This window comes from Duganella sp. (assembly GCF_039595735.1).
Taxonomy (GTDB): domain Bacteria; phylum Pseudomonadota; class Gammaproteobacteria; order Burkholderiales; family Burkholderiaceae_D; genus Rugamonas.
This window is the reverse complement of sequence record NZ_JBCNLB010000014.1, coordinates 1-26,363: the sequence shown is the minus strand read 5'-3', so window position 1 is coordinate 26,363 and position 26,363 is coordinate 1. Positions and strand designations below refer to the sequence as shown.

The 26,363-nt window shown below is 61.8% G+C and carries 27 protein-coding genes; 21 read left to right on the top strand and 6 right to left on the bottom strand.

Annotated elements, in window-relative coordinates; genetic code table 11:
- Together ABDW57_RS20240 and ABDW57_RS20235 are read left to right on the top strand one after the other, a co-directional pair.
- Positions 1-432, top strand: a complete 432-nt coding sequence (locus ABDW57_RS20240; protein ID WP_343731984.1) for an HIT family protein — start codon at positions 1-3, stop codon at positions 430-432.
- Positions 429-869, top strand: coding sequence for a DUF971 domain-containing protein (locus ABDW57_RS20235; protein WP_343731983.1), 441 nt, complete (start codon positions 429-431; stop codon positions 867-869). Before ABDW57_RS20240 ends, ABDW57_RS20235 begins: the two co-directional genes overlap by 4 nt.
- On the opposite strand, the gene ABDW57_RS20230 is transcribed toward ABDW57_RS20235, so the two are convergent.
- The 4 genes from ABDW57_RS20230 to ABDW57_RS20215 form a co-directional block, all read right to left on the bottom strand.
- On the bottom strand, positions 866-1,156 hold the full coding sequence (locus ABDW57_RS20230) for a hypothetical protein (RefSeq protein WP_343731982.1): 291 nt from the start codon (positions 1,154-1,156) through the stop codon (positions 866-868). The two genes, ABDW57_RS20235 and ABDW57_RS20230, sit on opposite strands and share 4 nt — an antisense overlap.
- A complete protein-coding gene (locus tag ABDW57_RS20225; RefSeq protein WP_343731981.1) occupies positions 1,125-1,628 on the bottom strand; it encodes a hypothetical protein in 504 nt (167 codons plus the stop codon). Before ABDW57_RS20225 ends, ABDW57_RS20230 begins: the two co-directional genes overlap by 32 nt.
- A gap of 72 nt (positions 1,629-1,700) precedes the next feature.
- Complete coding sequence (locus tag ABDW57_RS20220) at positions 1,701-2,609, bottom strand: sulfonate ABC transporter substrate-binding protein (RefSeq protein ID WP_343731980.1); 909 nt, start codon at positions 2,607-2,609, stop codon at positions 1,701-1,703.
- A gap of 5 nt (positions 2,610-2,614) precedes the next feature.
- A complete protein-coding gene (locus tag ABDW57_RS20215) occupies positions 2,615-3,667 on the bottom strand; it encodes a LacI family DNA-binding transcriptional regulator (RefSeq protein ID WP_343731979.1) in 1,053 nt (350 codons plus the stop codon).
- A 201-nt stretch (positions 3,668-3,868) separates the two neighbouring features.
- On the opposite strand from ABDW57_RS20215, the gene ABDW57_RS20210 reads away from it, so the two are divergent.
- The 8 genes from ABDW57_RS20210 (at position 3,869) to ABDW57_RS20175 (ending at position 13,000) form a co-directional block, all read left to right on the top strand.
- Entirely contained in the window at positions 3,869-6,094 is a 2,226-nt protein-coding gene (locus tag ABDW57_RS20210) for a TonB-dependent receptor (protein ID WP_343731978.1), read from the top strand.
- On the top strand, positions 6,094-7,359 hold the full coding sequence (locus ABDW57_RS20205) for an LLM class flavin-dependent oxidoreductase (RefSeq protein ID WP_343731977.1): 1,266 nt from the start codon (positions 6,094-6,096) through the stop codon (positions 7,357-7,359). Before ABDW57_RS20210 ends, ABDW57_RS20205 begins: the two co-directional genes overlap by 1 nt.
- 81 nt (positions 7,360-7,440) lie before the next feature.
- Positions 7,441-8,454, top strand: coding sequence for an alpha/beta fold hydrolase (locus ABDW57_RS20200; RefSeq protein ID WP_343731976.1), 1,014 nt, complete (start codon positions 7,441-7,443; stop codon positions 8,452-8,454).
- A gap of 46 nt (positions 8,455-8,500) precedes the next feature.
- On the top strand, positions 8,501-9,235 hold the full coding sequence (gene ubiE / locus ABDW57_RS20195) for a bifunctional demethylmenaquinone methyltransferase/2-methoxy-6-polyprenyl-1,4-benzoquinol methylase UbiE (protein WP_343731975.1): 735 nt from the start codon (positions 8,501-8,503) through the stop codon (positions 9,233-9,235).
- A gap of 14 nt (positions 9,236-9,249) precedes the next feature.
- On the top strand, positions 9,250-10,158 hold the full coding sequence (locus tag ABDW57_RS20190) for a Tim44-like domain-containing protein (RefSeq protein WP_343731974.1): 909 nt from the start codon (positions 9,250-9,252) through the stop codon (positions 10,156-10,158).
- 78 nt (positions 10,159-10,236) lie between these two features.
- A complete protein-coding gene (locus ABDW57_RS20185) occupies positions 10,237-10,845 on the top strand; it encodes an SCP2 sterol-binding domain-containing protein (RefSeq protein WP_343731973.1) in 609 nt (202 codons plus the stop codon).
- Complete coding sequence (ubiB, locus tag ABDW57_RS20180; protein ID WP_343732077.1) at positions 10,842-12,401, top strand: ubiquinone biosynthesis regulatory protein kinase UbiB; 1,560 nt, start codon at positions 10,842-10,844, stop codon at positions 12,399-12,401. Before ABDW57_RS20185 ends, ubiB begins: the two co-directional genes overlap by 4 nt.
- Positions 12,402-12,406: 5 nt before the next feature.
- Complete coding sequence (locus ABDW57_RS20175) at positions 12,407-13,000, top strand: methyltransferase domain-containing protein (protein WP_343731972.1); 594 nt, start codon at positions 12,407-12,409, stop codon at positions 12,998-13,000.
- Here ABDW57_RS20175 and ABDW57_RS20170 read toward each other — a convergent pair.
- Positions 12,995-13,375: a hypothetical protein gene (locus ABDW57_RS20170; protein WP_343731971.1), complete on the bottom strand. Its 381-nt coding sequence runs from the start codon at positions 13,373-13,375 to the stop codon at positions 12,995-12,997. The two genes, ABDW57_RS20175 and ABDW57_RS20170, sit on opposite strands and share 6 nt — an antisense overlap.
- Before the next feature lie 23 nt (positions 13,376-13,398).
- On the bottom strand, positions 13,399-13,608 hold the full coding sequence (locus tag ABDW57_RS20165; RefSeq protein WP_343731970.1) for a hypothetical protein: 210 nt from the start codon (positions 13,606-13,608) through the stop codon (positions 13,399-13,401).
- Positions 13,609-13,849: 241 nt separating this feature from the next.
- Between ABDW57_RS20165 and ABDW57_RS20160 the strand changes: the two genes are divergently transcribed.
- The 11 genes from ABDW57_RS20160 (at position 13,850) to ABDW57_RS20110 (ending at position 26,257) form a co-directional block, all read left to right on the top strand.
- The gene (locus tag ABDW57_RS20160) at positions 13,850-14,134 is read left to right on the top strand and encodes an FmdB family zinc ribbon protein (RefSeq protein ID WP_343731969.1); all 285 of its coding nucleotides are present in this window, start codon (positions 13,850-13,852) and stop codon (positions 14,132-14,134) included.
- A gap of 28 nt (positions 14,135-14,162) precedes the next feature.
- Positions 14,163-14,789, top strand: coding sequence for a DUF502 domain-containing protein (locus ABDW57_RS20155; protein ID WP_343731968.1), 627 nt, complete (start codon positions 14,163-14,165; stop codon positions 14,787-14,789).
- Between the two features lie 51 nt (positions 14,790-14,840).
- On the top strand, positions 14,841-16,640 hold the full coding sequence (aspS, locus tag ABDW57_RS20150) for an aspartate--tRNA ligase (protein ID WP_343732076.1): 1,800 nt from the start codon (positions 14,841-14,843) through the stop codon (positions 16,638-16,640).
- A 50-nt stretch (positions 16,641-16,690) separates the two neighbouring features.
- Positions 16,691-17,149: a dihydroneopterin triphosphate diphosphatase gene (nudB, locus tag ABDW57_RS20145; RefSeq protein WP_343731967.1), complete on the top strand. Its 459-nt coding sequence runs from the start codon at positions 16,691-16,693 to the stop codon at positions 17,147-17,149.
- Between the two features lie 87 nt (positions 17,150-17,236).
- The gene (locus ABDW57_RS20140) at positions 17,237-19,180 is read left to right on the top strand and encodes a M10 family metallopeptidase C-terminal domain-containing protein (protein ID WP_343731966.1); all 1,944 of its coding nucleotides are present in this window, start codon (positions 17,237-17,239) and stop codon (positions 19,178-19,180) included.
- A gap of 36 nt (positions 19,181-19,216) precedes the next feature.
- Entirely contained in the window at positions 19,217-21,163 is a 1,947-nt protein-coding gene (locus tag ABDW57_RS20135; RefSeq protein ID WP_343731965.1) for a M10 family metallopeptidase C-terminal domain-containing protein, read from the top strand.
- A gap of 76 nt (positions 21,164-21,239) precedes the next feature.
- A complete protein-coding gene (locus ABDW57_RS20130; protein WP_343731964.1) occupies positions 21,240-22,055 on the top strand; it encodes an endonuclease/exonuclease/phosphatase family protein in 816 nt (271 codons plus the stop codon).
- A gap of 9 nt (positions 22,056-22,064) precedes the next feature.
- A complete protein-coding gene (gene clsB / locus ABDW57_RS20125) occupies positions 22,065-23,228 on the top strand; it encodes a cardiolipin synthase ClsB (protein WP_343731963.1) in 1,164 nt (387 codons plus the stop codon).
- Positions 23,225-23,596, top strand: coding sequence for a S4 domain-containing protein (locus tag ABDW57_RS20120; RefSeq protein WP_343731962.1), 372 nt, complete (start codon positions 23,225-23,227; stop codon positions 23,594-23,596). The genes clsB and ABDW57_RS20120 overlap by 4 nt, the downstream gene beginning before the upstream one ends.
- A gap of 207 nt (positions 23,597-23,803) precedes the next feature.
- Complete coding sequence (locus tag ABDW57_RS20115; protein ID WP_155466198.1) at positions 23,804-24,427, top strand: TetR/AcrR family transcriptional regulator; 624 nt, start codon at positions 23,804-23,806, stop codon at positions 24,425-24,427.
- Between the two features lie 39 nt (positions 24,428-24,466).
- Positions 24,467-26,257, top strand: coding sequence for an acyl-CoA dehydrogenase C-terminal domain-containing protein (locus ABDW57_RS20110; RefSeq protein WP_343731961.1), 1,791 nt, complete (start codon positions 24,467-24,469; stop codon positions 26,255-26,257).
- The last annotated feature ends 106 nt before the right edge of the window (positions 26,258-26,363 follow it).

The window sequence follows — 26,363 nt, the reverse complement described above, 5'->3', positions numbered from 1 at the left end:
ATGGCCTGCGATCTGTGCAATTTGCTGGCTGCGCCGGGCGCGGCGTTGATCTGGGGCGATGATCGCTTGTCGGTGGTCGCGGTGGACGAGGCCGAGTATCCGGGCTTCACGCGCGTGGTGTGGCATGACCACGTCAAGGAAATGACCGATCTGCCGGCCGAAGACCGCGTGCGCATCATGGACGTGGTGTGGGCGGTGGAATCGGCGCAGCGCGCGGTGATGGCCCCGGAGAAGGTGAACCTGGCCAGTTTTGGTAATATGACGCCGCACGTGCACTGGCACGTTATCCCGCGTTACCGCGACGATGCGCATTTCCCCAACCCGACCTGGGCTGTGGCGCAGCGTACCTCGTCGGCGGACGTGCTGGCGGCGCGCCGGGCGCTGCTGCCGGCGCTGCACGCAGCCATCGTCGAGAAAGTGAAAGCATTATGAGCAAGCCTGTCCCTACCGGTCTGACGGTCCACAACAAATCCCGCGTGCTGGGTATTGAGTTTAGCGACGGTGCGTCGTTCTCGATTCCGTTTGAACTGCTGCGCGTGTATTCGCCGTCGGCGGAGGTGATGGGGCATGGTCCGGGGCAGGAAGTGCTGCAGGTGGGCAAGCGCGAGGTGGGCATTGCCGGCATCGAGCCGGTGGGCAATTACGCGGTGCAGCCGACCTTCAGCGACGGCCACAACACCGGCATCTTCACCTGGGAATATCTGTACAAGCTGGGCAGCCAGAAAGATGCGCTGTGGGCGACCTATATGGACCGCCTGCACGCCTCCGGCTTTGAAGGCGACAGCGGCCGCGAACCGGGCATCTCCCTGACCGGCCCATCCACGCACCAGCACGGTGGCGGAGGCTGCGGCAGCGGCTGCAAGCACTAATCCGTCAGGTGGTCACGCCATCCATACAGAATCCGTGCCCGTGCCCAAGGCGATAGCAGCCGCAGCTTTTCCACGTCAAATTTGTATGGTCTGTCAGCATGCGCTGGACGAGGAACCCGCTTCATATTTGCGACGGACCAGGCGAAACGCGGGTCTTTTCGAAGTTTTTCCGCTTCTTCGCGATGCCGAATGTCCGATGCGTGCATTTCGTCGAGCTCTGCTTTGCTTGCAGGATCTATTTCCGGTATTTCAATGTCAGCTGGAATTTCGACGCCAAAGAGTTTCATAACTGTTCTCCAGCAGTTCAAAAGGTGTCACCAATTCCGGAAGCAAATACTCCCCGTCATTAATTAGCATCTTGAGCAGTCGCATCTTCTCGGCGTTGGCAATATCGGTGCAATTCCAGGTCATTAAAACTTCGCAATGACTATGCGTCGCACAAGCGATATGAAATGCTGCCCAATGGGCCTTCGCGATTAGACCTCCCCCACTTATCAAGAGTTCCTTCATACATCTAATTTCTTCGTTATCTTGAAGAGATACCAGATGTTGAATAGTGGCGATACGGTGCATTGCGCGTAACGGGTCACCACTCTTGATTTCCTGATGTACAAAGTCAGAGACAAAAGTGTTGGAGGGATCGCTACGGGTGTGCCACCAAAGTTGGGTGAGTTGCTGGCAGGCGCGGGTGATGGGGTTGGGGCTGAGGGGATCTGTCAGGTGACAGATGATGGAGGTTTCGAGGTAGATGGTTGGCATGGCGGCCTCGCTTGTTGAGCTGCCAGCGTAGGCGGCTCAACAAGCGAGGGTTTGTGGCGCGTCAACTGTGTGCTACTTCGGTTGCCAGGCCCACACGCGGCTGGCGATGTTGACGGCGTTGGGGATCAGCTTCTGCTGATAGAACAGATCGGCCACGCGCTGCTGGTTGGCGGCGATGTCGGGCGTCACCGGCGTGGCGCCGAAGCGGGTGCGCTGCATCCATGCCGCCACGATGTCGGCCGGCACGCCCGTCTGCTGCGTCAGCAAAGCGCTCACTTCCTTCTGATGCTCACGCGCCCATTTGCCGGTCAGTCTGACCTGCTCCAGCAAGGCCGATACCAGTTGCGGCGACTGCTCCGCGAACTTGCGCGAGGCGAGGTAGAAGCCGTTCGCCAGCGGCAGCCCGGTGTAGTCGCTCAACACGCGTACCTGATAGGCTTTCTGCGCCGACGCGAAGTAGGGATCCCACACCACCCACGCATCAATGCCCTTGCTGACAAACGCCGCCCGCGCATCCGATGGCGACAGATAAATCGGCGTGATGTCACTGAACTTCAGTCCCGCCTTCTGCAAAGCGGAAGCCAGCAGAAAGTGCGAGCCTGAGCCTTTTTGAAAAGCCACGCGCTTGCCCTTCAGGTCCGCCACCGAGCGGATCGGAGAATCCTTCGGCACGAACAGCGCCTCGCTGTTGACTGGCGCCGGCTCCGCGCCCACGTACAGCAAATCCACGCCGCCCGCCTGCGCAAAGATCGGCGGCGGCGCGCCGGTGCTGCCGAAATCGATGCTGCCGGCATTGAGCGCTTCCAGCATCTGCGGGCCGGCCGGGAATTCAATCCATTTGATCTGATGGCCGGGTAAAGTGGCACCCTGCGTCTTCATCATGCTGAGCAAGCCAGCGCTCTTCTGAAAGCCGATCCTGATTTCGGCCGCCGACGACAGCAGCGGCGCCGCCAACAACAAGCAAATCCATTTCTTCATCATCTTCCTTATGCGCTCTCGCGCTCTATCAATTCGCAGGCCAGCAGGTTCAATCGCGTATCCTGTGCCGGTGCGGGCAGCACGCCCAGTTGTTCCAGTATGCGCAGCGCGGCAATCTCGCCGATCTCGCGCCCCGGTGGACGGATGGTGGTCAGGCCAGGCAGCAGCAGCGGCGAAAAAGCGTAGTCGCCAAAGCCGACGATGGCGCATTGCCGCGGTATCTTCAATCCGGCGCGCTGCCCCGCCAGCAAAGCGCCGGCGGCCAGGTTATCGTTGGCGAAGATGATCGCCTCGACCGGCTTGCTGCGTCTGGCCGGCGACAAGGCCAACGCTTCAATCGCCTGCTTGCCGGCGTCGAACGGCGCTTCCGCTGTTGGCGCGTAAATGATCGGTTCAAGACCATGCTCGCGCATCACCACCTCGTAGCCATCGCTGCGGTCCACCGCGCTCAAATCGCCGGCAAGGCTGTTCTGCACGAAGGCGATGCGGCGATACCCCTTGGCGTACAAATAGCGCGCCGCCTGTTCGCCCACCGCGTTGTTGGAGTAGCCGACCTGGATCGGCTTGCGGCGCGGCTGATAATCCCAGGTCTCCACCACCGGAATGCCGGCCGTCGATAGCAGCTTTTCCGTCGCGCGATTGTGAAAGCGTCCTACCACCGCCAGCGCGGCCGGCTTCCAGCCGAGGAAGGCGCGCACCGCATTTTCTTCCTTGGCGGTCGAGAAATAACTGGACGCCAGCAGCAGCTGATAGCCGTGGCGGTTCAGTGTGTCGCTGAAGGTCTGGATGGTGTTGGCGAAAATGGGGCCGGAGATATTCGGTATCACCATGCCGACCACGCGGCCATGCGCCGACGCCAGACCACTGGCGGCCAGGTTGGGCACGTAGCCCAGCTCTTTCACCGCCGCCGCAATGCGTGCGCTGCGCTCGGCCGCTACGCGCCCTGGATCGCTGAAATAGCGCGAGACGGTAATCGAGCCGACGCCGGCCAGCCGCGCCACATCATGAACAGTGGCGCGGCCCGATCCGCGGCGCTTGCGTGGTGCTGTTGGTTCGCTCATGGCTGCATATTCTGAAAAAACATATCGATGATTTTTTTAATTCTTTGACTTCAAACCGACCCGCCGCGACACTGAAAAAAGGGTACCGGTACCACTTTATTGTAGCGAACGACCTGCCGAGCACTAAGCTGGTTCTTCGATGAAGAAAGTAGGTTTTCCGTATATGGCGCAACGGGCGCTTTCAAATCAAGGGATCACGAAATGAAGAACAACATCACATTTTTCGGCGCGCTGACGGTCGGCGCTGTGCTGGTCAACAGTGCGTATGCGGAGGCCGATCCGACGCCAATCACCAGCCGCGACGACAGCGCTTCCGTGCCCAGCGTGACCGTGAATGCCACACGCCGCAACGCGTCGCTGCAGTCGGTGCCGGTGGCGGTATCGGTGCTGGATGGCGAGGCGCTGACACAGGCGAACCGCACCAGCATCGACACCATCGTGCAGGAAGTGCCAAGCGTGACCTTCCGCCAGCAGGGCGGCAACAAGGATTCGACCATCTTCGTTCGTGGTATCGGTACCATCTCGACCTCGCCGGGCGTGGAGCCGACCGTATCGACCGTGATCGACGGCGTGGTGTACGCGCGTCCGGGCCAGGCCACGCTGGACCTGCTGGATATCGAGCACATTGAAATCCTGCGCGGCCCGCAAGGCACGCTGTTCGGCAAGAACGCCTCGTCCGGCGTGTTGAATGTGATCGGCCGCAAATCGTCGCAAGAGACCACCGGCTTCGTCGATGCCGCCTATTACGAAGGCAATGAAAAGCGCGTGCGCGCTGGCGTGTCTGGCGCCATCCAGCCGGGCGTGGTGGCGGCATCGATTACTGGCCTGTACGCAGATTTCGACGGCAATGTCGATAACGTCCACGCCGGCGGCGGCAAGCTGAATGGCTATGACCGCAAAGGCGTGCGCGCCCGCGTCGACATCACGCCGAACAAGGATCTGGATATCGCCCTGATCGCGGACTACTTGCGCTCGAATTCCTCGCCGGCGTTCACCGCCTACAAATCGACCGCCGCCGCCTTCACCGCCGGCATCGCGCCGGTGGTGGCCGGTCCGGAGAACCGTCAGGTGAATGCCGATATTCCTGCTGACATCCGCGACAAGAACAAGGGACTGTCGGCGCAGGTCGATTATCGCTTCAACGGCTACACGCTGACTTCCATCACCGCCGTGCGCGATTGGGATAACACCCAGTACACCAGCACTTCGGCCATCGGCAACGCGGCGGAAGTGGCGCGCATCACCGCGGCCTTCCCGGCTACGCGCGATATCGGCACCGTGGATTTCAGCCAGGCGTCGCAAGAGTTGCGTCTCGCCTCGCCAAAAGGCGGCTTCGCGGATTATGTGGTCGGCGCCTACTACCTGCACGGCAAGGACCGCGAGACTTATCAGCGCATCGTCAACAATGGCACGGCCATCAACTCCGGGCGCGCGGATTATGGCGTGAAGAGCGACAGCTACTCGCTGTTCGGTGAGAGCACCCTGAATTTCTCGCCAGTGTGGCGTGCGATCGCCGGCGCGCGCTGGACCAGGGATGAACTGTCCTATGACCACAAGCGCGTGTCGACGCAGAGCGCGGCCTTCCCAGGTGTGCAGCCGGCCGTGCAGAACGCCGGCTCCACCAATGAAGATGGCTATTCGGGCCGCCTTGGCCTGCAGTACGATATCTCGCGTGACGTGAACACCTACGCCACTTACTCGCGCGGCTACAAAGGACCGGCCTACAACGTCTTCTTCAACATGCTGAATCGCGACACACTGGCGCTGAAGCCGGAGACGTCGGATTCGTTTGAACTGGGCCTGAAAGCCAGCGCCTTCGATCGCAAATTGACCGCCAACCTGGCTCTGTTCAACACGAAGTATTCGAACTATCAGGCCAACTTTTACGACACCGTGGCGGGTGCCGTGGTGACGCGCCTGATCAACGCTGGCGATGTGTCGACCAAGGGCGTGGAGCTGGACCTGAATGCGCGGCCAACCCGCGCGCTGACCCTGAGCGCATCGCTGGCTTACACCGATGCCACCATCGACAACTTCAACTGCCCGCCGGCCGCTGCCGCGTCGTGCAGCCTGAATGGCAAGCCGCTGCCGTTCTCGCCCAAGTGGAAATCCTTCACCCGCGCCAACTACGCGCTGCCGCTGGAGAATGGCCTGATCGTCGATCTGTCGGCTGACTACAGCTGGCAGGCCAGGACGCAATACGACTTGTTCCAGTCGGCCGATGCGATTCAGGGCGCGTATGGCGTCGTGAACGCCGGCATCGCACTGTCGTCGCCGGTGGGCGGCTGGCGCGTGGCGCTGGTGGGCAAGAACCTGGCCAATAAATCGTACGCCACCAACCTGGTCACCTCGACCGGTTATGTCACCCGCTCCGTGCCGCGTGATGATGAGCGCTACTTCGGTATCACCGCACGCAAGGAGTTCTGATGGCCAGGAAGCTGAGTGTCGCCGCATTCATGATGCGTTATGGCCACCACGTCGCGGCGTGGCGGCATCCGGAAACGGATCTGTTGTCGAATCCTTTCAAGGTGTTTCGCGATCAGGTGCGTAGTGCGGAGAAAGCTTGTCTGGACGCGGTGTTTTTTGCCGATAGTGTGGCGCTGACTGGCGCGCCGTCGCTGGAACCTTTGACCTTGCTGTCGGCGCTGGCCGCGTCTACCGACCATATCGGTTTGATCGGCACTGCCACCACCACTTACAACGAGCCGTACACGGTGGCGCGTCAGTTTGCCTCGCTGGATTTGCTGTCGGATGGGCGGGCAGGGTGGAATCTGGTCACGTCGGATAACGCGGCGGAAGCGGCCAATTTCGGCCGCGATCAGCATGTGGCGCATGCGGACCGCTATGCGCGGGCGCGCGAATTTCATCAGGTTGTCACAGGACTGTGGAATAGTTGGGAACCCGATGCGCTGGATATCGATAAAGCCGGCCCGCTGCCGTATGACCCGGCCAGGCTGCATAAGCTGAATCATCGCGGCCAGCATTTCGCGGTTGCCGGGCCGCTGAATGTGGCGCGCAGCCCGCAGGGCCGGCCGGTGGTGGTGCAGGCTGGCGGTTCCGAGGTTGGCCGCGATCTGGCGGCGGCAACGGCGGAGGTGGTGTTCACGGCGCAGCCTACCCTGGCCAGGGCGCAGGCCTTCTACAGCGATATCAAGCGGCGCGTGGTGGAGAAGGGCCGTTCGCCGGATTCGGTGAAGGTGATGCCAGGCTTGTTCGCGGTGGTCGGCCGCACGCAGGCGGCGGCGCAGGCGAAGTTTGCGCAGTTGCAGTCGCTGATCGAGCCCAAGGCGGGGCTGGCTTTGTTGGGGCGTATGATCGGTAACTTCGATTTGTCGCCGTATCCGCTGGACGGGCCGTTGCCGGAGCTGCCGCCGACGCAGGATGGTCAGCGCAGCCGCCAGCAGCTGCTGACCGATCTGGCGCAGGGCGAGAATTTGACGATACGCCAGCTGTATGAACGCATCGCCGGCGGGCGCGGCCACTTCACGGTGGTCGGCACGGCGCAGCAGGTGGCGGATCAGATGCAGGAGTGGTTTGAGCATGGCGCGGCGGACGGCTTCAACTTCATGCCGCCAGCACTGCCGGGCGGGTTGGATGATTTCCTCGCGCTGGTGATTCCGGAATTGCAGCGTCGCGGCTTGTTCCGCACGTCGTATGAAGGGAGCACGCTGCGCGGGCATTTGGGCTTATAGGAGAACGTATGTTGGTGAGGATGCTGATATTGGCGATGGTCCTGGTGGCGGGGCAGGTTGGCGCGCAGGAGTATTTTGGCGATGCGCGCCCGGATGCACCGGAGCTGGCGGCACGCGGTCCGCTGCAAGTGGGCGTGCGCACCCTATGTGCTGGGCTCCGGCCCGAATGATCCCAAGCGGCCCAACACGCCGTTTCAGTTCAACGGCCGCGCCGCGCGCGATGCGGCCCCGCTGGGCGAGCGCTACCCGCTGGTGATCGTCTCGCACGGTTATCCCGGTTCGCGGCTGCAAATGTCCTATCTGACCGAGAATCTGGCGTCGAAAGGCTACGTGGTGGTCGCCATCGACCATCCCGAATCCACGCGCGCCGACAAAGCCGGCTTCCCCAGCACGCTGCTGAACCGGCGTCTTGATGACCTGTTCGTGCTGAACACCGTGGCCGCCTGGGCCAGGCCGGGCAGCGGCAGTTTTCTGTCCGGCGTGGCGGATACCGACATCGTCGCCCTGATCGGCTACTCAATGGGCGGCTACGGCGCCCTGAACACGGTCGGTGCCGGCATCAGCGCCGCGGCCGTGGCCTACGTCCCCGGCGGCAAGCTGGCGGTCAATCAGCAAGGCAACCCGGCGTACGAAGCCGCACGCGACCCGCGCATCAAGGCGGTGGTGGCCTTTGCGCCGTGGGGCGGCGAACAGAAGGTGTGGGACCCGGCCGGCCTGGCGGGCATCCGCACGCCGACCCTGTTCATCACCGGCGACCAGGACGACGTGGCCGGTTACCAGGACGGCGTGCTCAAACTGTTCCAGCAAGCCGTCAACGCCGACCGTTATCTGCTGACCTACGTCGGCGGGCGCCACAATGCCGCGCCGAATCCGCCATCGCCGGCGCACTGGAGCAACCCGGACGACTTCCAGTCCTATTCCGAGCCGGTCTGGGACAGCCGCCGCATCAACAATATCAACCAGCATTACGTCACCGCCTTCCTTGGTATCCATCTGAAAGCCGCGCCATTGCAGGCTTATCTGGACGATAACTGGAAGGGCTTCCCCAAGCGCGCCATGCTGGGGCTGGCGTGGCAGCACCTTAAGCCGCAATAAAAAGTGGGTCTTGTATAATGCTGGCAAATTAACAGGCCTGCATACCATGACCAACACCACTCACTTCGGTTACAAGACTGTCGCGGAAGAAGATAAAGTCCGCGAAGTTGCCAAGGTTTTCCATTCTGTCGCCGCCAAGTACGACATCATGAACGACGTCATGTCGGCCGGCCTGCACCGTCTGTGGAAGACCTTCACCATCGCCAACGCGGCCGTGCGTCCGGGCTTCAAGTGCCTGGATATTGCCGGCGGCACCGGCGATCTGGCCAAGGTGTTTGCCAGGCAGGCCGGCCCGACCGGCGAGGTGTGGCTGACCGACATCAACGAATCCATGCTGCGCGTGGGGCGCGACCGCCTCTTGAATCGCGGGCTGGTGACCCCCACCTTGCTGTGTGATGCGGAAAAGCTGCCGTTCCCGGATAACTACTTTGACCGCGTCAGTGTGGCGTTCGGCCTGCGCAACATGACGCACAAGGATCAGGCGCTGAAGGAAATGCGCCGCGTGCTGAAGCCGGGCGGCAAGCTGCTGGTGCTGGAATTCTCGAAAGTGGCGGAGCCGTTGCAAAAGCCATATGATCTGTACTCGTTCAAGATTTTGCCATGGATGGGGCAGAAGATCGCCAACGACGCCGACAGCTACCGCTATCTGGCCGAATCGATCCGCATGCACCCGGACCAGGAAACCCTCAAGGCCATGATGGAAGAGGCCGGCCTGGAACGTGTCACGTATTACAACCTGACGGCAGGTGTGGCCGCTTTACACACTGGTATCAAAATGTGATGACTGGAATGACCATGAACCTGAAAAAAATCCTGATCGGCGCTGTAATTGCCGTCTCCGCCATGTCGATGCTGGCCGAAGCGACCGCACGCCCAGCGGGCGGCGGCCGTTCGATTGGCCGTCAGTCGCAAAACGTCAGCCGCATGCCGGCCCAGCCGGCGCCGCAACCGGCGCCACGTCAGGCACAGCCTGCGCCAGCCCCAACCACGCCGCCGGCCGCCGCGCCGCAAAAGCCGAGCATGTGGAAAGGCATCCTCGGCGGCGCGCTGCTGGGCCTCGGTCTGGGCGCCCTGTTCTCGCACCTGGGCATCGGCGGCGCGCTGGCCAGCGCGCTCAGCGCGATCCTGATGATTGCCCTGCTGGCTGGCGTGGCGTTCTTCATCTTCCGTCTGATCCGCGGCAAGTCGCAGCCTGCGGCACAGCCGGCTGCGTTCGGCGGCAACAATGTCTACTCCATGCCGCCGTCGGCAGGCTCGGCAACGCCGGAAATCGGTTCGCGCCTGCAGCCTGCCGCCGCGCCGGTGCAGCAGCCGGCGCATACCCAGTGGGGCGTGCCGGGCGATTTCGACCAGGCCAGCTTCCTGCGCGTGGCCAAGAGCAACTTCATCCGCCTGCAGGCGGCATGGGATAAAGGCGATGTGGCCGATATCCGCGAGTTCACCACGCCGGAAGTGTTTGCCGAGATGAAGATGCAGATCAGCGAGCGCACCGTGGCCGACTACACCGACGTGGTCAGCATCGACGCCGAACTGCTGGGCATTGAAACCAGCGATACCGAGTATCTGGCCAGCGTCAAGTTCACCGGCATGATCAAGCCGGCGCCGGACGCGCTGGCCGAGCCGTTCCACGAGGTGTGGAACCTGGTCAAGCCGGTCAACGGTTCGAGCGGCTGGCTGCTGGGTGGTATTCAGCAACTGGCGTAAGCAAACCGGGTTCACCGGTAAAACTGGTAAGATCAAGGCCGCCCGTCATCGGGCGGTTTTGTTTTCAACCTCTAGAACATGATTTCATTGAATCCAGGCAGTTTCTCCGTGGCGCCGGCCAGCGCCGCCATCAACCATTTGCTGGCGCAGGAGCCGTGGGCGCGGCAGGAATTGCAGCGCCATGCCGGCAACATCGCCTGCATCGACGCCGGCACGGTGGCGCTGCGCCTGCGGGTGACGGCCGATGGCTATCTGGAAGCGGCGCCGGCCGACCAGGCCGCGCGCGTCACCATCCGCGTCAAACTGAGCGACCTGCCGCTGATCGCGCAAAACCGCGAGCGCGCCTTCTCTTATGTGCAGATCGAGGGCGATGCCGAATTCGCCAACGCCATTTCCAACCTCAGCAAGACGCTGCGCTGGGAAGCCGAGCACGACCTGGAAAAAGTGATCGGCCCGATCGCCGCCGTGCGCGCCGTCTCCGGCGCCCGGGCCGCGTTCGAAGCGATCAAGAGCGGCCACCAGAAGCTGGCCGAAAACGTGGCCGAGTTCCTGCTCGATGAACAACAAGTGCTGGTCCGCCCGCAGACGGTCGATGGCTACTCGGCCGACGTCACGCGCCTGCGCGACGATGTCGAGCGCTTTGCCAAGCGCCTGGCCAAACTGGAACAGAAACTGGGATCCCAATAATGCTGAAATTCTTGCGCCTGCTGAAAATCCTGCGGGTATCGGTGCGCTACGGCCTTGACGAAATCGCCATCTCCGGGCTGCGCAAGCCGCGCATCGCCAAGCTGATCGACACGGTGTTTTTCTGGCGCGACCTGTCGGCGCCGCGCGGCGAGCGCCTGCGCATGGCGCTGGAAGAGCTGGGACCGATCTTCGTCAAATTCGGCCAGGTGCTGTCCACCCGCAGCGACCTGATTCCGGCCGATCTGGTGATCGAGCTGGCGCGCCTGCAGGACCGCGTGCCGCCGTTCGATTCGAACCTGGCGATCGCGCAGATCCGCAAATCGCTGGGCGCGCATCCGGATGAGCTGTTTGCCACCTTTGAGCGCACGCCGGTGGCCTCGGCCTCGATCGCGCAGGTGCACTTCGCTACCTTGCGCGATGGCCGCCAGGTGGCGGTCAAGGTGCTGCGTCCGGGCATGAAGAAATCCATCGACGACGATGTCGCGCTGATGCACGTCGCCGCCGAATGGATCGGCAACCTGTGGGCGGACAGCAAGCGCCTGAAGCCGAAAGAAGTGGTGGCCGAGTTCGACAAATACCTGCACGATGAACTGGACCTGATGCGCGAAGCGGCCAACGCCAGCCAGCTGCGCCGCAACTTTGCCGATTCGCACCTGCTGCTGGTGCCGGAAATGTTCTGGGATTACTGCTCGCCCAGCGTGATCGTGATGGAGCGCATGCACGGCATTCCGGTGTCGCAGATCGACCGCCTGGAAGCGGCCGGCGTGGACCTGAAAAAGCTGTCCAGCGACGGCGTGGAAATCTTCTTCACCCAGGTGTTCCGCGATGGCTTCTTCCATGCCGATATGCACCCGGGGAACATCCTGGTGTCGGTCGAGCCGGAAACCTTTGGCCGCTATATCGCGCTGGACTTCGGCATTGTCGGCACGCTCAACGATTTCGACAAGGATTACCTGTCGCAGAACTTCCTGGCCTTCTTCCGCCGCGATTACAAGCGCGTGGCCGAGGCCCACATCGAGTCCGGCTGGGCCCCCAAGGAAACCCGCGTCGACGAGCTGGAGTCGGCAGTGCGCGCCTGCTGCGAGCCGATCTTCGACCGGCCGCTGAAAGACATCTCGTTTGGCCAGATCCTGCTGCGCCTGTTCCAGACCTCGCGCCGCTTCAACGTCGAAGTGCAGCCGCAGCTGGTGCTGCTGCAAAAGACCCTGCTCAACATCGAAGGCCTGGGCCGCCAGCTCGATCCCGACCTCGACCTGTGGAAGACCGCCAAGCCGTATCTGGAAAACTGGATGGCCGAGCAGGTTGGCGTCAAAGGCTTCATGCAGCGCCTGAAAGCCGAGGCGCCGCGCTACGCCCACATCTTCCCGCAACTGCCGCGTCTGGTGCACCAGGCGCTGGAACGGCAGGCCGGCAAGCCGGCCGATAACACTGAGCTGATCAAATTGCTGATCAGCGAACAGCAGCGCACCAACCGCCTGCTGGCGCTGGTGGTCTACCTGGCCGGCGCCGCGGTGCTGGGCGTGGCCGGCTATGAGTTGTACCTGCGCTGGCACTGACCGTCATGGCGGACTTCCAGCAGCGCGATCCAGGCGCGCCGGCGTTCTGGGATGAACGCTTCGAGCGCAACTTCACGCCCTGGGATGCGGGCGGCGTGCCGCAAGCCTTGCGCGCTTTCGCCGCCGCCAGTGCGCCGCTGACCACCCTGATCCCGGGCTGCGGCTCGGCCTATGAGCTGGCGTTCCTGGCCGGCCAGGGCTGGGACGTTGCCGCCATCGATTTTTCCCGCGCCGCGGTGGCGCGCGGCAAGCTGGCCGCCGGCCCGCATGCGGCGCGCGTGATGGAGGCGGATTTCTTTGCATGGCAGCCGGCCGCGCCGCTGCAGCTGATCTACGAGCGCGCCTTCCTGTGCGCCATGCCGCGCGCCATGTGGCCGCAGGTGGCGGCGCGCTGGGCGCAGCTGCTGGCGCCCGGCGCAGTGCTGGCGGGGTATTTTTTCTTTGACGATGCGCCCAAGGGCCCGCCGTTCGGCATCAGCCGCGCGCAGCTCGACAGCCTGCTGCAGCCGCACTTCGTCTGCCAGGTGGAGCAGGAAGTCAGCGACTCCATCCCGGTGTTTGCCGGCAAGGAGCGCTGGATGGTGTGGCGCCGTTTATAGCGTGGAATCGGGCTTGACGTAGTCGGGTTCGATGGAGCCGTCGTTACGGCCATATGGCGCCAGCAACAGCAGCAGCAGCCCGCAGGCCAGCATGGCCAGCCCGGAAGGCTCCGGCACCTGGCTGACGACCGGCGGTGCGGCGTGCGCCTGCCCCTGGGCCTGCCGCGGCTGGTCGGGAGGCGTTTCACCGGGCGCGACTTGCAGGTCGATCGGGTCCAGCGGCTGTTCCAGGCTGAGTTCGGCCGAGGATTGCTCGGCCGGCAAAGTCACCTTGCCACGCTGGTCCGCGTCAAGGTGGCTGGTGGCGCGCATGGCCGATGCCGGTCCGGCCGCGATCAGCACGCACAGCAGAACGAAAGAGGTGAGCGGTTTCATGGCATCCCCGCGTATTGTTGTAGTTATTCGGTTAATTGGGATGGGGTGCGGCGGCGTTGCGTGCCCGGGCGGTATTTGAAGGCTTGCACCACTACTACCACGGCCATGCACAGCAACACGGTGCGGCGATGCAAGGGCTCGTCCGGCGATTCAGGCACGAATTTGCTGGCGGCCGCCATGGCGGGAGCGGCGAGACAAGCAGACAGGATGCCTGCATACAGATATTTTTTCATAAAATTCCCCTAAGAATCAAATGGTTGGAGCGTCGTCGGTTAAGGACAGCTAACGAGGCGGCGATTCAGGGATTGGGAAATCTACGCTGGTTGAGAGTGATTAAATCATGCTCATCGCCAATATGCGAATAGATTTTCCCAATGAAATCGATTATTGCCATGGCTTGGTCACAGGAAACAGTCAGGTGGGCGGCAAAAGGCTTTATAATTCAGGGTTTTGATGATTTTTGCGGAGTAAGTAATGCCGATCTACGCGTACCGCTGCGAGGCATGTGGTTTTGCCAAGGATGTCTTGCAAAAGATTTCCGACCCGCAGCTGACTGTTTGCCCGGAGTGCGGCAAGGAGTCGTTCAAGAAGCAAGTGACCGCGGCCGGCTTCCAGCTGAAAGGCTCGGGCTGGTATGTGACCGATTTCCGCGGCGGCACGCCGCCAGCCACCGGCACCGCCACCGGCCCGGCCAAGACCGACGCCGCAGCGGCTCCGGCGCCCGCGCCAACGCCAGCGGGCGGCGCCAGCGACAACTGAAGCGCTCCATCCACCACGAAGGAATTCGATGCGTAAATACTTCATTACCGGCTTGCTGATCCTGGTGCCCCTGGCGATTACCGCCTGGGTGTTGAACCTGGTGATCAGCACCATGGACCAGTCCCTGCTGTTCGTGCCGGAACGCTGGCAGCCGCGTACGTTTATCGGCTTCGACATTCCCGGCCTGGGCACCTTGCTGACCATCGTCATCGTGTTCCTGACCGGCCTGCTGACCAACAACCTGGTCGGCAATTATGTGGTGCGCCTGTGGGAAAAACTGCTGACCCGCATCCCGGTGGTGAGCTCGCTGTATTCAAGCGTCAAGCAAGTGTCGGACACGCTGTTTTCCTCGTCCGGCAACGCCTTCCGCAAGGCGGTGCTGATTCCGTATCCGCACCAGAATTCGTGGACCATCGCCTTCCTGACCGGCGCGCCGGGCGGGGATGTGAAGAACCACCTGGTCGGCGACTACGTCAGCGTCTACGTGCCGACCACGCCGAATCCGACCTCGGGCTTTTTCCTGATGATGGCGAAGAAGGATGTGGTCGAGCTTGACATGAGTGTCGATGCGGCCCTGAAGTACATTGTGTCGATGGGCGTGGTGGCGCCGGAAGAAGCGCCCAAAGTCATCGTCGACGAAGCAAAGCTGAACTAAGCAAGATTAACTGAGTAACCTAACCTGAACCGAGAAATAAACATGTCCTCAATGCGTACTCACTACTGCGGCCTCACCACTGAAGCGCTGCTTGGCCAAACCGTCAGCCTGTGCGGCTGGGTACACCGTCGCCGCGACCACGGCGGCGTGATCTTCATCGACCTGCGCGACCGCGAAGGCCTGGTGCAGATCGTATGCAATCCGGAGCAGGCTGAAGTCTTCAAGGCCGCCGAAGCCGTGCGCAACGAGTACTGCCTGCGCGTGACCGGCGTGGTCAAGGACCGCCTGGCCGGCACCATCAACACCAACCTGAAGTCGGGCAAGATCGAAGTGATCTGCTCGGAACTGGAAGTGCTGAACGCCTCGGTGGCCGTGCCGTTCCAGCTGGACGACGACAACCTGTCGGAAACCACCCGCCTGACCCACCGCGTGCTGGACCTGCGCCGTCCGCAGATGCAGAACAACCTGCGCCTGCGCTACAAGGTCACCATGGAAGTGCGCAAGTACCTGGACGAACTGGGCTTCATCGACGTCGAGACCCCGATGCTGACCAAGTCGACCCCGGAAGGCGCGCGCGACTACCTGGTGCCATCGCGCGTGAACGCCGGTAACTTCTTCGCGCTGCCGCAGTCGCCGCAGCTGTTCAAGCAGCTGCTGATGGTGGCCAACTTCGACCGCTACTACCAGATCACCAAGTGCTTCCGCGACGAAGACCTGCGCGCCGACCGTCAGCCGGAATTCACCCAGATCGACTGCGAAACCTCGTTCCTGACCGAACAGGAAATCCGCGATCTGTTCGAAGACATGATCCGCAAAGTGTTCAAGAACACCATGGACGTCGACCTGCCTAACCCATTCCCGGTGATGGACTTCGCCGAAGCCATGGGCAGCTACGGTTCGGACAAGCCGGACATGCGCGTCAAGCTGAAGTTCACCGAACTGACCGACGTCATGAAGGACGTCGACTTCAAGGTGTTCTCGGGCGCTGCCAACATGCCGAACGGCCGCGTGGTCGGTCTGCGCGTACCGAAAGGCGCCGACATGCCGCGTTCGGAAATCGACGCCTACACCCAGTTCGTGGCGATCTACGGCGCCAAGGGCCTGGCTTACATCAAGGTCAACGAAAAGGCCAAGGGCCGCGACGGTCTGCAATCGCCGATCGTCAAGAACCTGCACGACGCCGCCCTGGCCAAGGTGCTGGAACTGACCGGCGCCGAAGACGGCGACCTGATCTTCTTTGGCGCGGACAAGGCCAAGATCGTCAACGACGCCATCGGCGCGCTGCGCGTGAAGATCGGCCACTCGGAATTCGGCAAGAACGCCGGCCTGTTCGACGACGTCTGGTCGCCGCTGTGGGTGGTGGACTTCCCGATGTTCGAATACGACGAGGAAGCCGACCGCTGGACCGCGACCCACCACCCGTTCACCGCGCCGAAAGACGGCCACGAGGACATGCTGGAAACCAATCCGGGCGCCTGCATCGCCAAGGCCTACGACATGGTGCTGAACGGCTGGGAACTGGGCGGCGGTTCGATCCGTATCCACCGCGAGGAAGTGCAGTCGAAAGTGTTCCGCGCGCTGAAGATCGATGCCGACGAAGCGCGCCTGAAGTTCGGCTTCCTGCTGGACGCGCTGCAGTACGGCGCGCCGCCGCACGGCGGCCTGGCATTCGGCCTGGACCGTATCGTGACCCTGATGACCAAGTCCGATTCGATCCGCGACGTGATCGCCTTCCCGAAAACCCAGCGCGCGCAGGATCTGCTGACCCACGCGCCGTCGGAAGTCGACGAGAAGCAACTGCGCGAACTGCACATCCGTCTGCGTGCCGCCGAGCCGAAAGTGGCCGGTTAATTTGTGTGACCAGGAAAAGGCGCTGCGGCGCCTTTTCTTTTATCGCGACCATGACGTCTTACAAGATTCCTGAATCGGTGCTGGTGGTGATCCACACCGCCGACCTGCACGTGTTGCTGATCGAGCGCGCCGACAAGCCGGGCTTCTGGCAATCGGTCACCGGCTCGCTGGACGCGCCGGACGAGCCGCTGCTGCAAACCGCCGCCCGTGAACTGTACGAAGAAACCGGCATTGTGGCCGATGGCGAAACCATCGTGCTGCGCGACTGGCAGCTGTCCAACGTCTACACCATCTATCCGGTCTGGCGCCACCGCTACGCCCCGGGGGTGACCGAAAACACCGAGCACGTGTTCAGCGTGGAAGTCCCGCGCGACATCGCCATCACCCTCAGCCCGCGCGAGCACGTCAATTACATCTGGCTGCCGTATCTGGATGCCGCCGACCAATGCTTCTCGCCCTCCAACGCCGAGGCCATTCTGCAACTGTCACGCTTTCAGCACAAAATTTAATTCTTGATAATTAGTCTTCTGGTAAATCCGCTCGCTATTGATTACAATCAATATTCTTCATGCAATCAAAATTTCCAGAAAGAATGTATGCCATCGCCTACCGCGTCCAGTCCCACCAGCAAGGTCGATTTACTCGATATTAATCTCTACGACGCATTGATCGCGGGGCTCAAATGGGGCGGCAAGGTGGGGACAGGCATTACCATCACCTACAGCTTTCCGTGGAGCAGCACCAATACTGCCGTATTCTCCGGTGCCAATGGCACACCGTATTCCTCCGACGATGAGCCGAACGCGACCTCCCATTACGGGCTCACCACCGTGCAGCAGGACGCAGTGCGAGGTGCCCTGCAGGCCTGGGCCGATGTCGCCAACATCAAGCCGGTGGAGGTAAAGGAGAGCGCCACCCTGGTGGGGGATATCCGTGTTGGCTGGACTTCGGCAACCGACACTACCAGCGACGGGGACACGGCGTGGGGCTGGGCATATTTCCCCAACAACACCTATCCGCAAGGTGGCGATATCTGGATCAGTACCATGTCCACCGGTGCCAACCCCACCGGCATGTGGGGGGCAGGCTCATACAACTACATGTCGTTGATCCACGAACTGGGCCATGCACTCGGTTTGAAGCACCCATTTGAAGGTGCAACCGTGTTGGATAGCGATTTCGATAATCGCCAGTACACAGTGATGGCCTATGAGGATCCGCCGCATGACCTGTTCGTCGACGTCACCGATGACGGTAGCACGCACAGTTGGTCGTCCTTCTATGTGTCGCCGCAGACGCCGATGGTGGCCGACATTGCTGTCATCCAGTATCTTTACGGCGCCAATATGAGCTACCACAGTGGTGACGATGTCTACACCTTTGACCCTTCGACGCCGTTTTTGCGCACCATCTGGGATGCTGGCGGCAATGACACCATTTCGGTCGCCAATTTCACTAACGGCTGCGTCATCGATTTGCTGGACGGGACATACTCGTCGATTGCCATACCATCGGACACCGGTGCCGGCTACAGCTGGACCAAGGCGCCACCGACCCCCACTTACGACGGCACCGACAACCTTGGCATCGCGCTGGGCGCCGTGATTGAGAACGCCATCGGCGGCAGCGGCGACGATATTCTGTGGGGGAACGAGGTGAATAACCACCTGCAGGGTAACGCCGGCTTCAATCTGCTGAATGGTTACGGCGGGATCGACACGGTGGTCTATACCGGCAAGTTTGCCGACTATACCGTCAGCGTGGAGTCGGATGGCTATTATCAGGTGGCGGCACGCAACGGCACGCAGACTGACATCGTGGACCAAGTTGAGCGACTGAGCTTCACGGACGTGAGCATGGCGCTGACGGTCGATGGCCTGGCCGAGGATGCGCTGACGGCGCAGTACACTGCGCTGGCGCAGAAGTTCTACGTGGCGTATTTTGGCCGTCCGGCCGATCCGAATGGCCTGGCGAACATGGTGTCCCAGCTCAGCGCCGCCAGGGCGCCCACCACCGCCGACGGCATCGTGCTGGCCTACCAGACCAATCCCGCCATCAAGCAACTGGTTGACAGCTTCGGCAACAGCGAGGAATCGGCGCTGTTGTACAAGGGGACCAACAACCATGACTTCGTGGTGTCGATCTTCACCCACCTGCTGGGCCGCACGCCGCCGGAAGGGCCGGGACTGGACTTCTGGGTGAATGCCCTCGACAGCGGCAATGTGGCGCGCAGTCTGGCGGCAATGAACATTGTTGGCGGCGCCGAGGCAAACACGACAGATCAGGGTAAGATAGATGCCGCCCTGGTTGCCAACCGCGTGCTGGTGGCTGACAACTTCACGGTGGCGCTGAATGTGCCGGCGCTGGTGGCCAATTACGCCGGCGCGGAAGCGGCCAGCGCAGCGCGCGCGCTGCTCGATGCCGTCACCCAGAGCACACCGGTGATCAGCTACGAGAGCACGGTACTGAGTACGGTCGCCAAGTTGCCAGTGCAACTGGTGGGGGTACAGCCAGTGGCGCACGACGGGCTGTTTGCCTGAGAGAGATACCAGAGATAACAATGAAGGAGTTTTACCATGCCCAGCCCCAGCACTACCGGCCAGACCAGCGATGTCAATAATAGCGGCCAGCTGACTATCGACGCCCTGCTGGGTGGCACTAAGTGGGGCGGCGCGACCGGTACCGGCGCCACCGTCACTTACAGCTTCCCGTGGACCACCAATACCACCGCCGTGTTCGCCGGTCCGAACGGCGTGTATTCCGACTTGAACGAAAACACCGCCACCGAGCATTACGGCCTGAATGCCATTCAGCAGGCCGCCGCGCAAAACGCGCTGCAGGCATGGGCCAACGTGGCCAACGTGACGCCGATGCTGGTGCAGGACAGCAGTACCGTGGTCGGGGATATCCGGCTGGCGTTCACCTCGGCGTCGAATACGTTCAGCGATGGCTCCTCCCCTTGGGGCTGGGCATCTTATCCTGACCCGTATTACCCGTCCGGCGGCGACGTCTGGATCAGTTCGTCACTGAAGGACACCGATTGGTCCGTCGGTTCCTACAACTACATGTCGCTGATCCATGAACTGGGCCACGCGCTTGGCCTCAAGCACCCGTTCGAGGATGCGCCGCTGGACCTGGCGCACGCCAACCGCCAGTATTCCATCATGGCGTACGACGATGCGCCGAAAAGCTTGTTCGTTGACATCACGGAAACCCCGCGCAGCTACTACTGGAAGTCCTACTATGTGGTGCCGGATACGCCGATGGTAAACGACATCGCCGCCATCCAGTACCAATATGGCGCCAACCTGGGCTACAAGACCGGCAACGACACCTACACTTTCGATCCGTCGACGCCCTTCCTGCGCACGATCTGGGACGCGGGCGGCAATGACACCATCTCGGTGGCCAACTTCACCAACGGCAGCGTGATTGATCTCACTCCCGGGCGTTATTCATCGATCCATATCCCATCGGACGTGCGCACCGATATTGACTGGGGCGACACACCGCCACCAACCGGCACTTACGACGGTACCAATAATCTGGGCATCGCCTACGGCGCGTGGATAGAAAACGCGATTGGCGGCAGTGGCGACGATACGCTGCTCGGCAACAGCCTGGCCAACCATCTGCAGGGCAATGGCGGCAGCAATGCGCTGGATGGCGGCAGCGGCATTGACACTGCGGTCTATAGCGGCAATTTCAGCGCCTACAGCTTTACCTCCAGCAGCAGCGGCTACAGCGTCACGCTGAACAGCAATCCGGCGCAAAAGGATAAATTGACCAATATCGAGCGCCTCAGCTTTGCCGACGGCAGCATGGCGCTCAACGTCAACAGTCTGGCGGAGGACGCCACCCAGGCGCAGTACGTGCAGCTGGCGCAGAAATTCTACGTGGCGTACTTCGGCCGCCCGGCCGATGCCAACGGGCTGGCCAATATGGTAGCCCAGCTGAGCGCGGCCGGCGCGCCCACCACTGCCGACGGCATTGTGCTGGCGTACCAGACCAATACCGCCGTCAAGCAACTGGTTGACAGCTTTGGCAACAGCGAGGAATCGGCGGTGCTGTACCAGGGCGCCAGCAACCATGACTTCGTGGTGTCGATTTTTGTCCACCTGCTGGGCCGCACACCACCGGAAGGGCCAGGCCTGGATTTCTGGGTGAACGCGCTGGACGGCGGCAACGTGGCGAAAAGCCTGCTGGCGCTGAACATAGTGGGCGGCGCCGAGGCCAACACTACCGCGCAAGGCAAGATCGATGCCGCCCTGGTGGCCAACCGGGTGACGGTGGCGGCCAACTTCACCGCCTTGCTGGACCAGCCGTCCGAGATTGCCGGCTACGCGGGTTACACTGCGGCCGCCACGGCGCGCGCGATGCTGGACGCGGTCAGCCAGGACACCAATCTGCTCAGTTATGAAAGCACGGTGTACAGCACTGTCTCGCACATGTCTGCCACCGGCACGCTGGCGGAAATTGTCGGCGTCAGCCAGGCGTACGGCCACGGGGCGCTGATGGCCTGAGCAGTCTGCGCCGAAGGTGCGGGACCGTACACAGGAGCCCTGTTGCGGCCCCGGACTCAGGGTTAAAATGGATGGCATGAAGATCCGTGTCGCCACCTACAACATTCACAAGGGCGTGTCCGCCATCCGGGCGGAACCGCGGGTGCTGGCGCTCAAGCAGGCGATCGGCATGTTTGATGCCGATGTGGTTTTTTTGCAAGAGGTGCAGGGTAAACATGACCTCAAGGCCGCCAAATACGGGGCCGAGCACCTTGGCCACAAACATTGGCCCGCTGCAGCGCAGCATGAATTTTTTGCCGGCGAATCGCGCTATCTGCATTCGGCCTATGGCATGAACGCGATCTATGATCATGGCCACCACGGCAATGCGCTGCTGAGCGCTTTCCCGATCGCCAGCCAGGCCAACCGCGATGTCTCCGATCACGCTTACGAACAGCGCGGCATCCTGCATTGCGTGCTGAACACGCCGCAGGGGCCGGTGCATTGCTATGTGGTGCATCTGGGGCTGTTCGAGGGCAGCCGCCGCCGGCAGACCCAGGCGCTGATTTCAGCGGTGAAGGAAACCGCGCCCAACGACGAGCCGGTGGTGATTGCCGGCGATTTCAATGACTGGCGCAACACCCTCAGCGACGAGCTGCGCAACGCGCTGGGTGTGCGCGAGGCGTTTGATGAAATCGGCGGCAATTCGGCGCTCGATGAAGTGCTGCGCAAGCTGCGCCGCAAAACCGGCGTCGCGCCCGCGCGCACCTTCCCGGCCGGCCTGCCGTTCTTCCGCCTCGACCGCATTTATGTGCGTGGTTTCAAGGTCGAGACGGCGGAGGTGATGCATGGTAGTCTATGGGCCAAGCTCTCAGACCACGCTCCCATCGTCGCCTCGCTGACGCTGGCTTGAGCGCCAACTATGCGCCCAGTCAATTTTATCGCCGATAACGAAGTCACACTGCTCCACACCGGCACCGATTATTTCCCGGCGCTGATCGACGCCATCGACCAGGCGCAGTACGAGGTCTATTTCGAGACCTATATCTTTGCCGGCGACGAGACCGGCCAGAAGGTGATTGCCGCCCTGATCCGCGCCGCCCAGCGCGGCGTGCAGGTGCGCGTGATTACCGACTGGTGGGGCACTGGCCGCCGCCAGATCAACAGCATGCACGACGCCTTCACCGCCGGCGGCGTTGAGCACCGCATGTTCAATCCCTGGTTCAAGCGCGGCGTCACGCGCACGCACCGCAAGATCTGCGTGGTGGACCGCCAGGTGGCTTACGTCGGCGGCATCAATATCAACGACGATATGTTCTGCGATTACGATCACAACAAGCCGCTGTCGGCGCCGCGCTGGGATTTCGCGGTGCAGGTGCGCGGGCCGCTGGTGGCCGACATCCAGATGGAGGCGGTGACGCAGTGGCGCCGGCTCGGCAAGCTCGGCCTCATCAAGCGGATCGGCCTCTACCGTGACATGCGCAAGGTGCAGAAGATCGCCGCCCAGCACGCCGTGCAGGCCGGTTTTGTGGTGCGCGACAATCTGCGCAACCGCCGCACCATTCAGCGCGCTTATCTGCAGGCGCTGGGCCGCGCGCGCAAGAGCGTGCTGCTGGCCAATCCATATTTCGCGCCCAGCCGCAAGTTCCGCCAGGCGCTGGTCTCCTGCGCCGAGCGCGGGGTGGAAGTGGTGCTGCTGATCGGTGTCGGCGAGATTTGGCTGCAGGATGCGGTAGCGCACTCTTTCTATCCGAAGCTGCTTGCGGCAGGCGTCAAAGTGGTGGAATATCATAAGACGCAATTGCACGCCAAGGTGGCGGTGATCGATGATGACTGGGCCACGGTCGGCTCCAGCAATGTCGACGGCTTGAGCCTGTTTTTGAACCAGGAAGCCAATGTGGTGATCAAGGATGCGGCGTTCGCGCAAAGCCTGCGCAAGCATATCGAAGACGCCATTGCCGAGGGCAAGGTGATCACTTACGATGATTTTGAGCACGTTGGCCATGTGAAGCGCATTGGCTACGAGATTGCGTTTGTGTTTTATAAATTACTGATGCGGGTATTCGCAGTGGGGAAATACGCGTGAGCGAAGGTGTACGACTCGATAAATGGCTGTGGGCAGCACGCTTCTTCAAGACCCGTTCGCTGGCCACGGACGCCATTTCGCTAGGCCGCGTGATCGTCAATGGCGATCGCGCCAAGCCGGCGCGTAACGTCAAGCTGGGTGACGTGCTGGAAATCGACAACGGCTCCGATCAGTGGGAGGTCGATGTGATGGGCCTGTCCGATGTACGCGGCCCCGCCACCGTGGCCCGCAGCCTCTACGAAGAGACCGATGTGAGCGTGGCGCGCCGCGCTGCCGTCGCGGAAAACCGCCGCCTGTACCGCGAACCCGGCACTACCATCAAGGGCCGCCCGACCAAACGCGATCGCCGCGAATTGGACAAGCTATAAAGTAGTTTCCCCTCCGTATTGCTGCGTCGCAGCAATAGAACACCACCTCTAACAGTACTGTTTGACATTCCCCCTCAAGTGGATAATAGTACGAGCGTTCGCAATTCTTTTCACACAGAGTAAATTTAACTGGAGCAGAATAATCTTTCTCCATGATTTGAAAAACTTACTCTGGGATGCAATCTTATTAATACCTCAACTAAATTTATGCGCAAAGGCGAGTTAACCCGCGCTGCAATCCTCGACGTGGCCCTGGATCTGGCCAGTCGCGACGGCCTGGAAGGCCTGACCATAGGATTGCTGGCGGATAAGATGAACATGAGCAAATCCGGCGTGTTTGCGCACTTCGGATCGCGTGAAGATTTGCAGTTGGAAGTACTGAAGCTGTATCACCACCGCTTCGAGCAGGAAGTGTTCTTCCCCAGCGTGAAAGAGCCGCGCGGCATCCAGCGTCTGAAGGCGATGTTTGCGCGCTGGGTCAAGCGGGTCAGCGTGGAAGTGGCCTCGGGCTGCATCTACATCAGCGGCGCCGTGGAATATGACGACCGCCCAGGTCCGATCCGCGAAGAGCTGATGGCGATGGTCGGCGCCTGGCAGGGCGCCCTGCTGCGCTGCGTAAAGCAGTCAGTGGAATGCGGCGACCTGAAAGCCGACACCGATCCGCAACAGCTGGTGTACGAGATGTACGGCCTGATCCTGGCCCTGCACCACGATGCGCGTTTCCTGCGCATTCCGGGCAGCCTGGAGCGCGCCGGCAAGGGCTTCGAGCGCTTGATCGAGACGTATCGCAATCCGCAATCGCCGGCAGCGGTGGTCGCACAAGCTGGTTAATTAATTCAAACACTCAAAAGTAGTCATCAGGAGAAAATCATGGGTCAATATGTCGCACCAATCCGGGATATGCAATTCGTTCTGCACGAGCTGCTGAAAGTGGAAGACGAACTGAAAGCGCTGCCGAAGCACGCGGAAATCGATGCCGACATCATCAACCAGGTGCTGGAAGAGGGCGGCAAGTTCACCTCGGAAGTGCTGTTCCCGCTGAATCACTCGGGCGACCGCGAAGGTTGCAAGCACGACGCCGCCACCAGCACCGTGACCACTCCGAAAGGCTTCAAGGAAGCCTACAAACAGTACGTGGAAGGCGGCTGGGCCGCGCTGGCGTGCGATCCGGAATACGGCGGCCAGGGCCTGCCAGTGGTGATGAACAACTCGTTCTACGAGATGCTGAACTCGGCCAACCAGGCCTGGACCATGTACCCGGGCCTGTCGCACGGCGCCTACGAGTGCCTGAAAGAACACGGCACCGACGAACAGAAGAAGCTGTACCTGCCGAAGCTGGTCTCGGGCGAGTGGACCGGCACCATGTGCCTGACCGAACCGCACTGCGGCACCGACCTGGGCATGCTGCGCTCGAAAGCCGTGCCACAGGCGGACGGCTCGTGGCTGATCACCGGCAACAAGATCTTCATCTCGGCCGGCGAACACGACATGTCGGAAAACATCCTGCACCTGGTGCTGGCCCGCGTGCCGGACGCACCGGAAGGCTCGAAAGGCATCTCGCTGTTCCTGGTGCCGAAGTTCCTGCCCAACGCCGACGGCACCGTTGGCGAACGCAACCCGATCTTCTGCGGCGCCATCGAAGAGAAAATGGGCATCCACGGCAACTCGACCTGCCAGATGAACCTGGACGGCGCCAAAGGCTGGATCATTGGCCAGCCGAACAAAGGCCTGCAAGCCATGTTCGTGTTCATGAACGCGGCCCGTCTGGGCGTGGGCATGCAGTCGCTGGGCCTGACCGAAGTGGCTTACCAGAACGCGCTGATCTACGCCAAAGACCGCATCCAGATGCGCTCGCTGACCGGCCCGAAAGCACCTGACAAGCCAGCCGACCCGATCATCGTGCACCCGGACGTGCGCCGCATGCTGTTGACCGGCAAGGCCTACGCTGAAGGCGCGCGCGCCTTCACCTCGTACGTGGCGCTGCAGATCGACCGCGAACTGAACCACCCGGACGAAGATGTGCGCAAGGAAGCCGCCGACGAAGTCGCGCTGCTGACGCCGATCATCAAGGCCTTCATCACCGACAACGCCTGGATCGCCACCTCGGAAGCCATGCAGGTGTACGGCGGCCACGGCTACATCAGCGAGTGGGGCATGGAGCAGTACGTGCGCGACGCCCGTATCAACCTGATCTACGAAGGCACCAACACCGTGCAGTCGCTGGACCTGCTGGGCCGTAAGATCCTGGGCGACAACGGCGCCAAGCTGCGCAAGTTCGGTGAGAAGATCAAGGCCTACGTGGAAGAGAATGGCCTGGACGAAAAAATGTCCGAGTTCATCACCCCGCTGGGCGACCTGGGCGACAAAGTGCAGAAGCTGACCATGGAAATCGGCATGAAAGCCTTCCAGAACGCCGACGAAGTGGGCGCGGCCGCCGTGCCTTACCTGCGCGTGGTGGGCCACCTGGTGTACTCGTACTTCTTCGCCCGCATGGCGCAGATCGCGCTGGAAAAAGAAGACAGCGGCGACACCTTCTACAAATCGAAACTGGCCACCGCGCGCTTCTACTTCGCCCGCCTGCAACCAGAAACCGCCACCCTGATCCGTCAGGCGCGCTCGGGCTCCGCCAATCTGATGGCCCTCGACGCCGACCTGTTCTAAGCAACCAGAGGAAACGACATGACCAATTTCATCGTTAAAAAAGTAGCCGTGCTGGGCGCCGGCGTGATGGGCGCGCAGATCGCTGCCCACTGCGTCAACGCCAAAG

Coding starts and splice junctions, on each gene's coding strand:
- ABDW57_RS20240 (WP_343731984.1), top strand. CDS start 1: ATGGCCTGCGATCTGTGCAATTTGCTGGCTGCGCCGGGCGCGGCGTTG.
- ABDW57_RS20235 (WP_343731983.1), top strand. CDS start 429: ATGAGCAAGCCTGTCCCTACCGGTCTGACGGTCCACAACAAATCCCGC.
- ABDW57_RS20230 (WP_343731982.1), bottom strand. CDS start 1,156: ATGAAACTCTTTGGCGTCGAAATTCCAGCTGACATTGAAATACCGGAA.
- ABDW57_RS20225 (WP_343731981.1), bottom strand. CDS start 1,628: ATGCCAACCATCTACCTCGAAACCTCCATCATCTGTCACCTGACAGAT.
- ABDW57_RS20220 (WP_343731980.1), bottom strand. CDS start 2,609: ATGATGAAGAAATGGATTTGCTTGTTGTTGGCGGCGCCGCTGCTGTCG.
- ABDW57_RS20215 (WP_343731979.1), bottom strand. CDS start 3,667: ATGAGCGAACCAACAGCACCACGCAAGCGCCGCGGATCGGGCCGCGCC.
- ABDW57_RS20210 (WP_343731978.1), top strand. CDS start 3,869: ATGAAGAACAACATCACATTTTTCGGCGCGCTGACGGTCGGCGCTGTG.
- ABDW57_RS20205 (WP_343731977.1), top strand. CDS start 6,094: ATGGCCAGGAAGCTGAGTGTCGCCGCATTCATGATGCGTTATGGCCAC.
- ABDW57_RS20200 (WP_343731976.1), top strand. CDS start 7,441: ATGCGCGCCCGGATGCACCGGAGCTGGCGGCACGCGGTCCGCTGCAAG.
- ubiE (WP_343731975.1), top strand. CDS start 8,501: ATGACCAACACCACTCACTTCGGTTACAAGACTGTCGCGGAAGAAGAT.
- ABDW57_RS20190 (WP_343731974.1), top strand. CDS start 9,250: ATGAACCTGAAAAAAATCCTGATCGGCGCTGTAATTGCCGTCTCCGCC.
- ABDW57_RS20185 (WP_343731973.1), top strand. CDS start 10,237: ATGATTTCATTGAATCCAGGCAGTTTCTCCGTGGCGCCGGCCAGCGCC.
- ABDW57_RS20175 (WP_343731972.1), top strand. CDS start 12,407: ATGGCGGACTTCCAGCAGCGCGATCCAGGCGCGCCGGCGTTCTGGGAT.
- ABDW57_RS20170 (WP_343731971.1), bottom strand. CDS start 13,375: ATGAAACCGCTCACCTCTTTCGTTCTGCTGTGCGTGCTGATCGCGGCC.
- ABDW57_RS20165 (WP_343731970.1), bottom strand. CDS start 13,608: ATGAAAAAATATCTGTATGCAGGCATCCTGTCTGCTTGTCTCGCCGCT.
- ABDW57_RS20160 (WP_343731969.1), top strand. CDS start 13,850: ATGCCGATCTACGCGTACCGCTGCGAGGCATGTGGTTTTGCCAAGGAT.
- ABDW57_RS20155 (WP_343731968.1), top strand. CDS start 14,163: ATGCGTAAATACTTCATTACCGGCTTGCTGATCCTGGTGCCCCTGGCG.
- aspS (WP_343732076.1), top strand. CDS start 14,841: ATGCGTACTCACTACTGCGGCCTCACCACTGAAGCGCTGCTTGGCCAA.
- nudB (WP_343731967.1), top strand. CDS start 16,691: ATGACGTCTTACAAGATTCCTGAATCGGTGCTGGTGGTGATCCACACC.
- ABDW57_RS20140 (WP_343731966.1), top strand. CDS start 17,237: ATGCCATCGCCTACCGCGTCCAGTCCCACCAGCAAGGTCGATTTACTC.
- ABDW57_RS20135 (WP_343731965.1), top strand. CDS start 19,217: ATGCCCAGCCCCAGCACTACCGGCCAGACCAGCGATGTCAATAATAGC.
- ABDW57_RS20130 (WP_343731964.1), top strand. CDS start 21,240: ATGAAGATCCGTGTCGCCACCTACAACATTCACAAGGGCGTGTCCGCC.
- clsB (WP_343731963.1), top strand. CDS start 22,065: ATGCGCCCAGTCAATTTTATCGCCGATAACGAAGTCACACTGCTCCAC.
- ABDW57_RS20115 (WP_155466198.1), top strand. CDS start 23,804: ATGCGCAAAGGCGAGTTAACCCGCGCTGCAATCCTCGACGTGGCCCTG.
- ABDW57_RS20110 (WP_343731961.1), top strand. CDS start 24,467: ATGGGTCAATATGTCGCACCAATCCGGGATATGCAATTCGTTCTGCAC.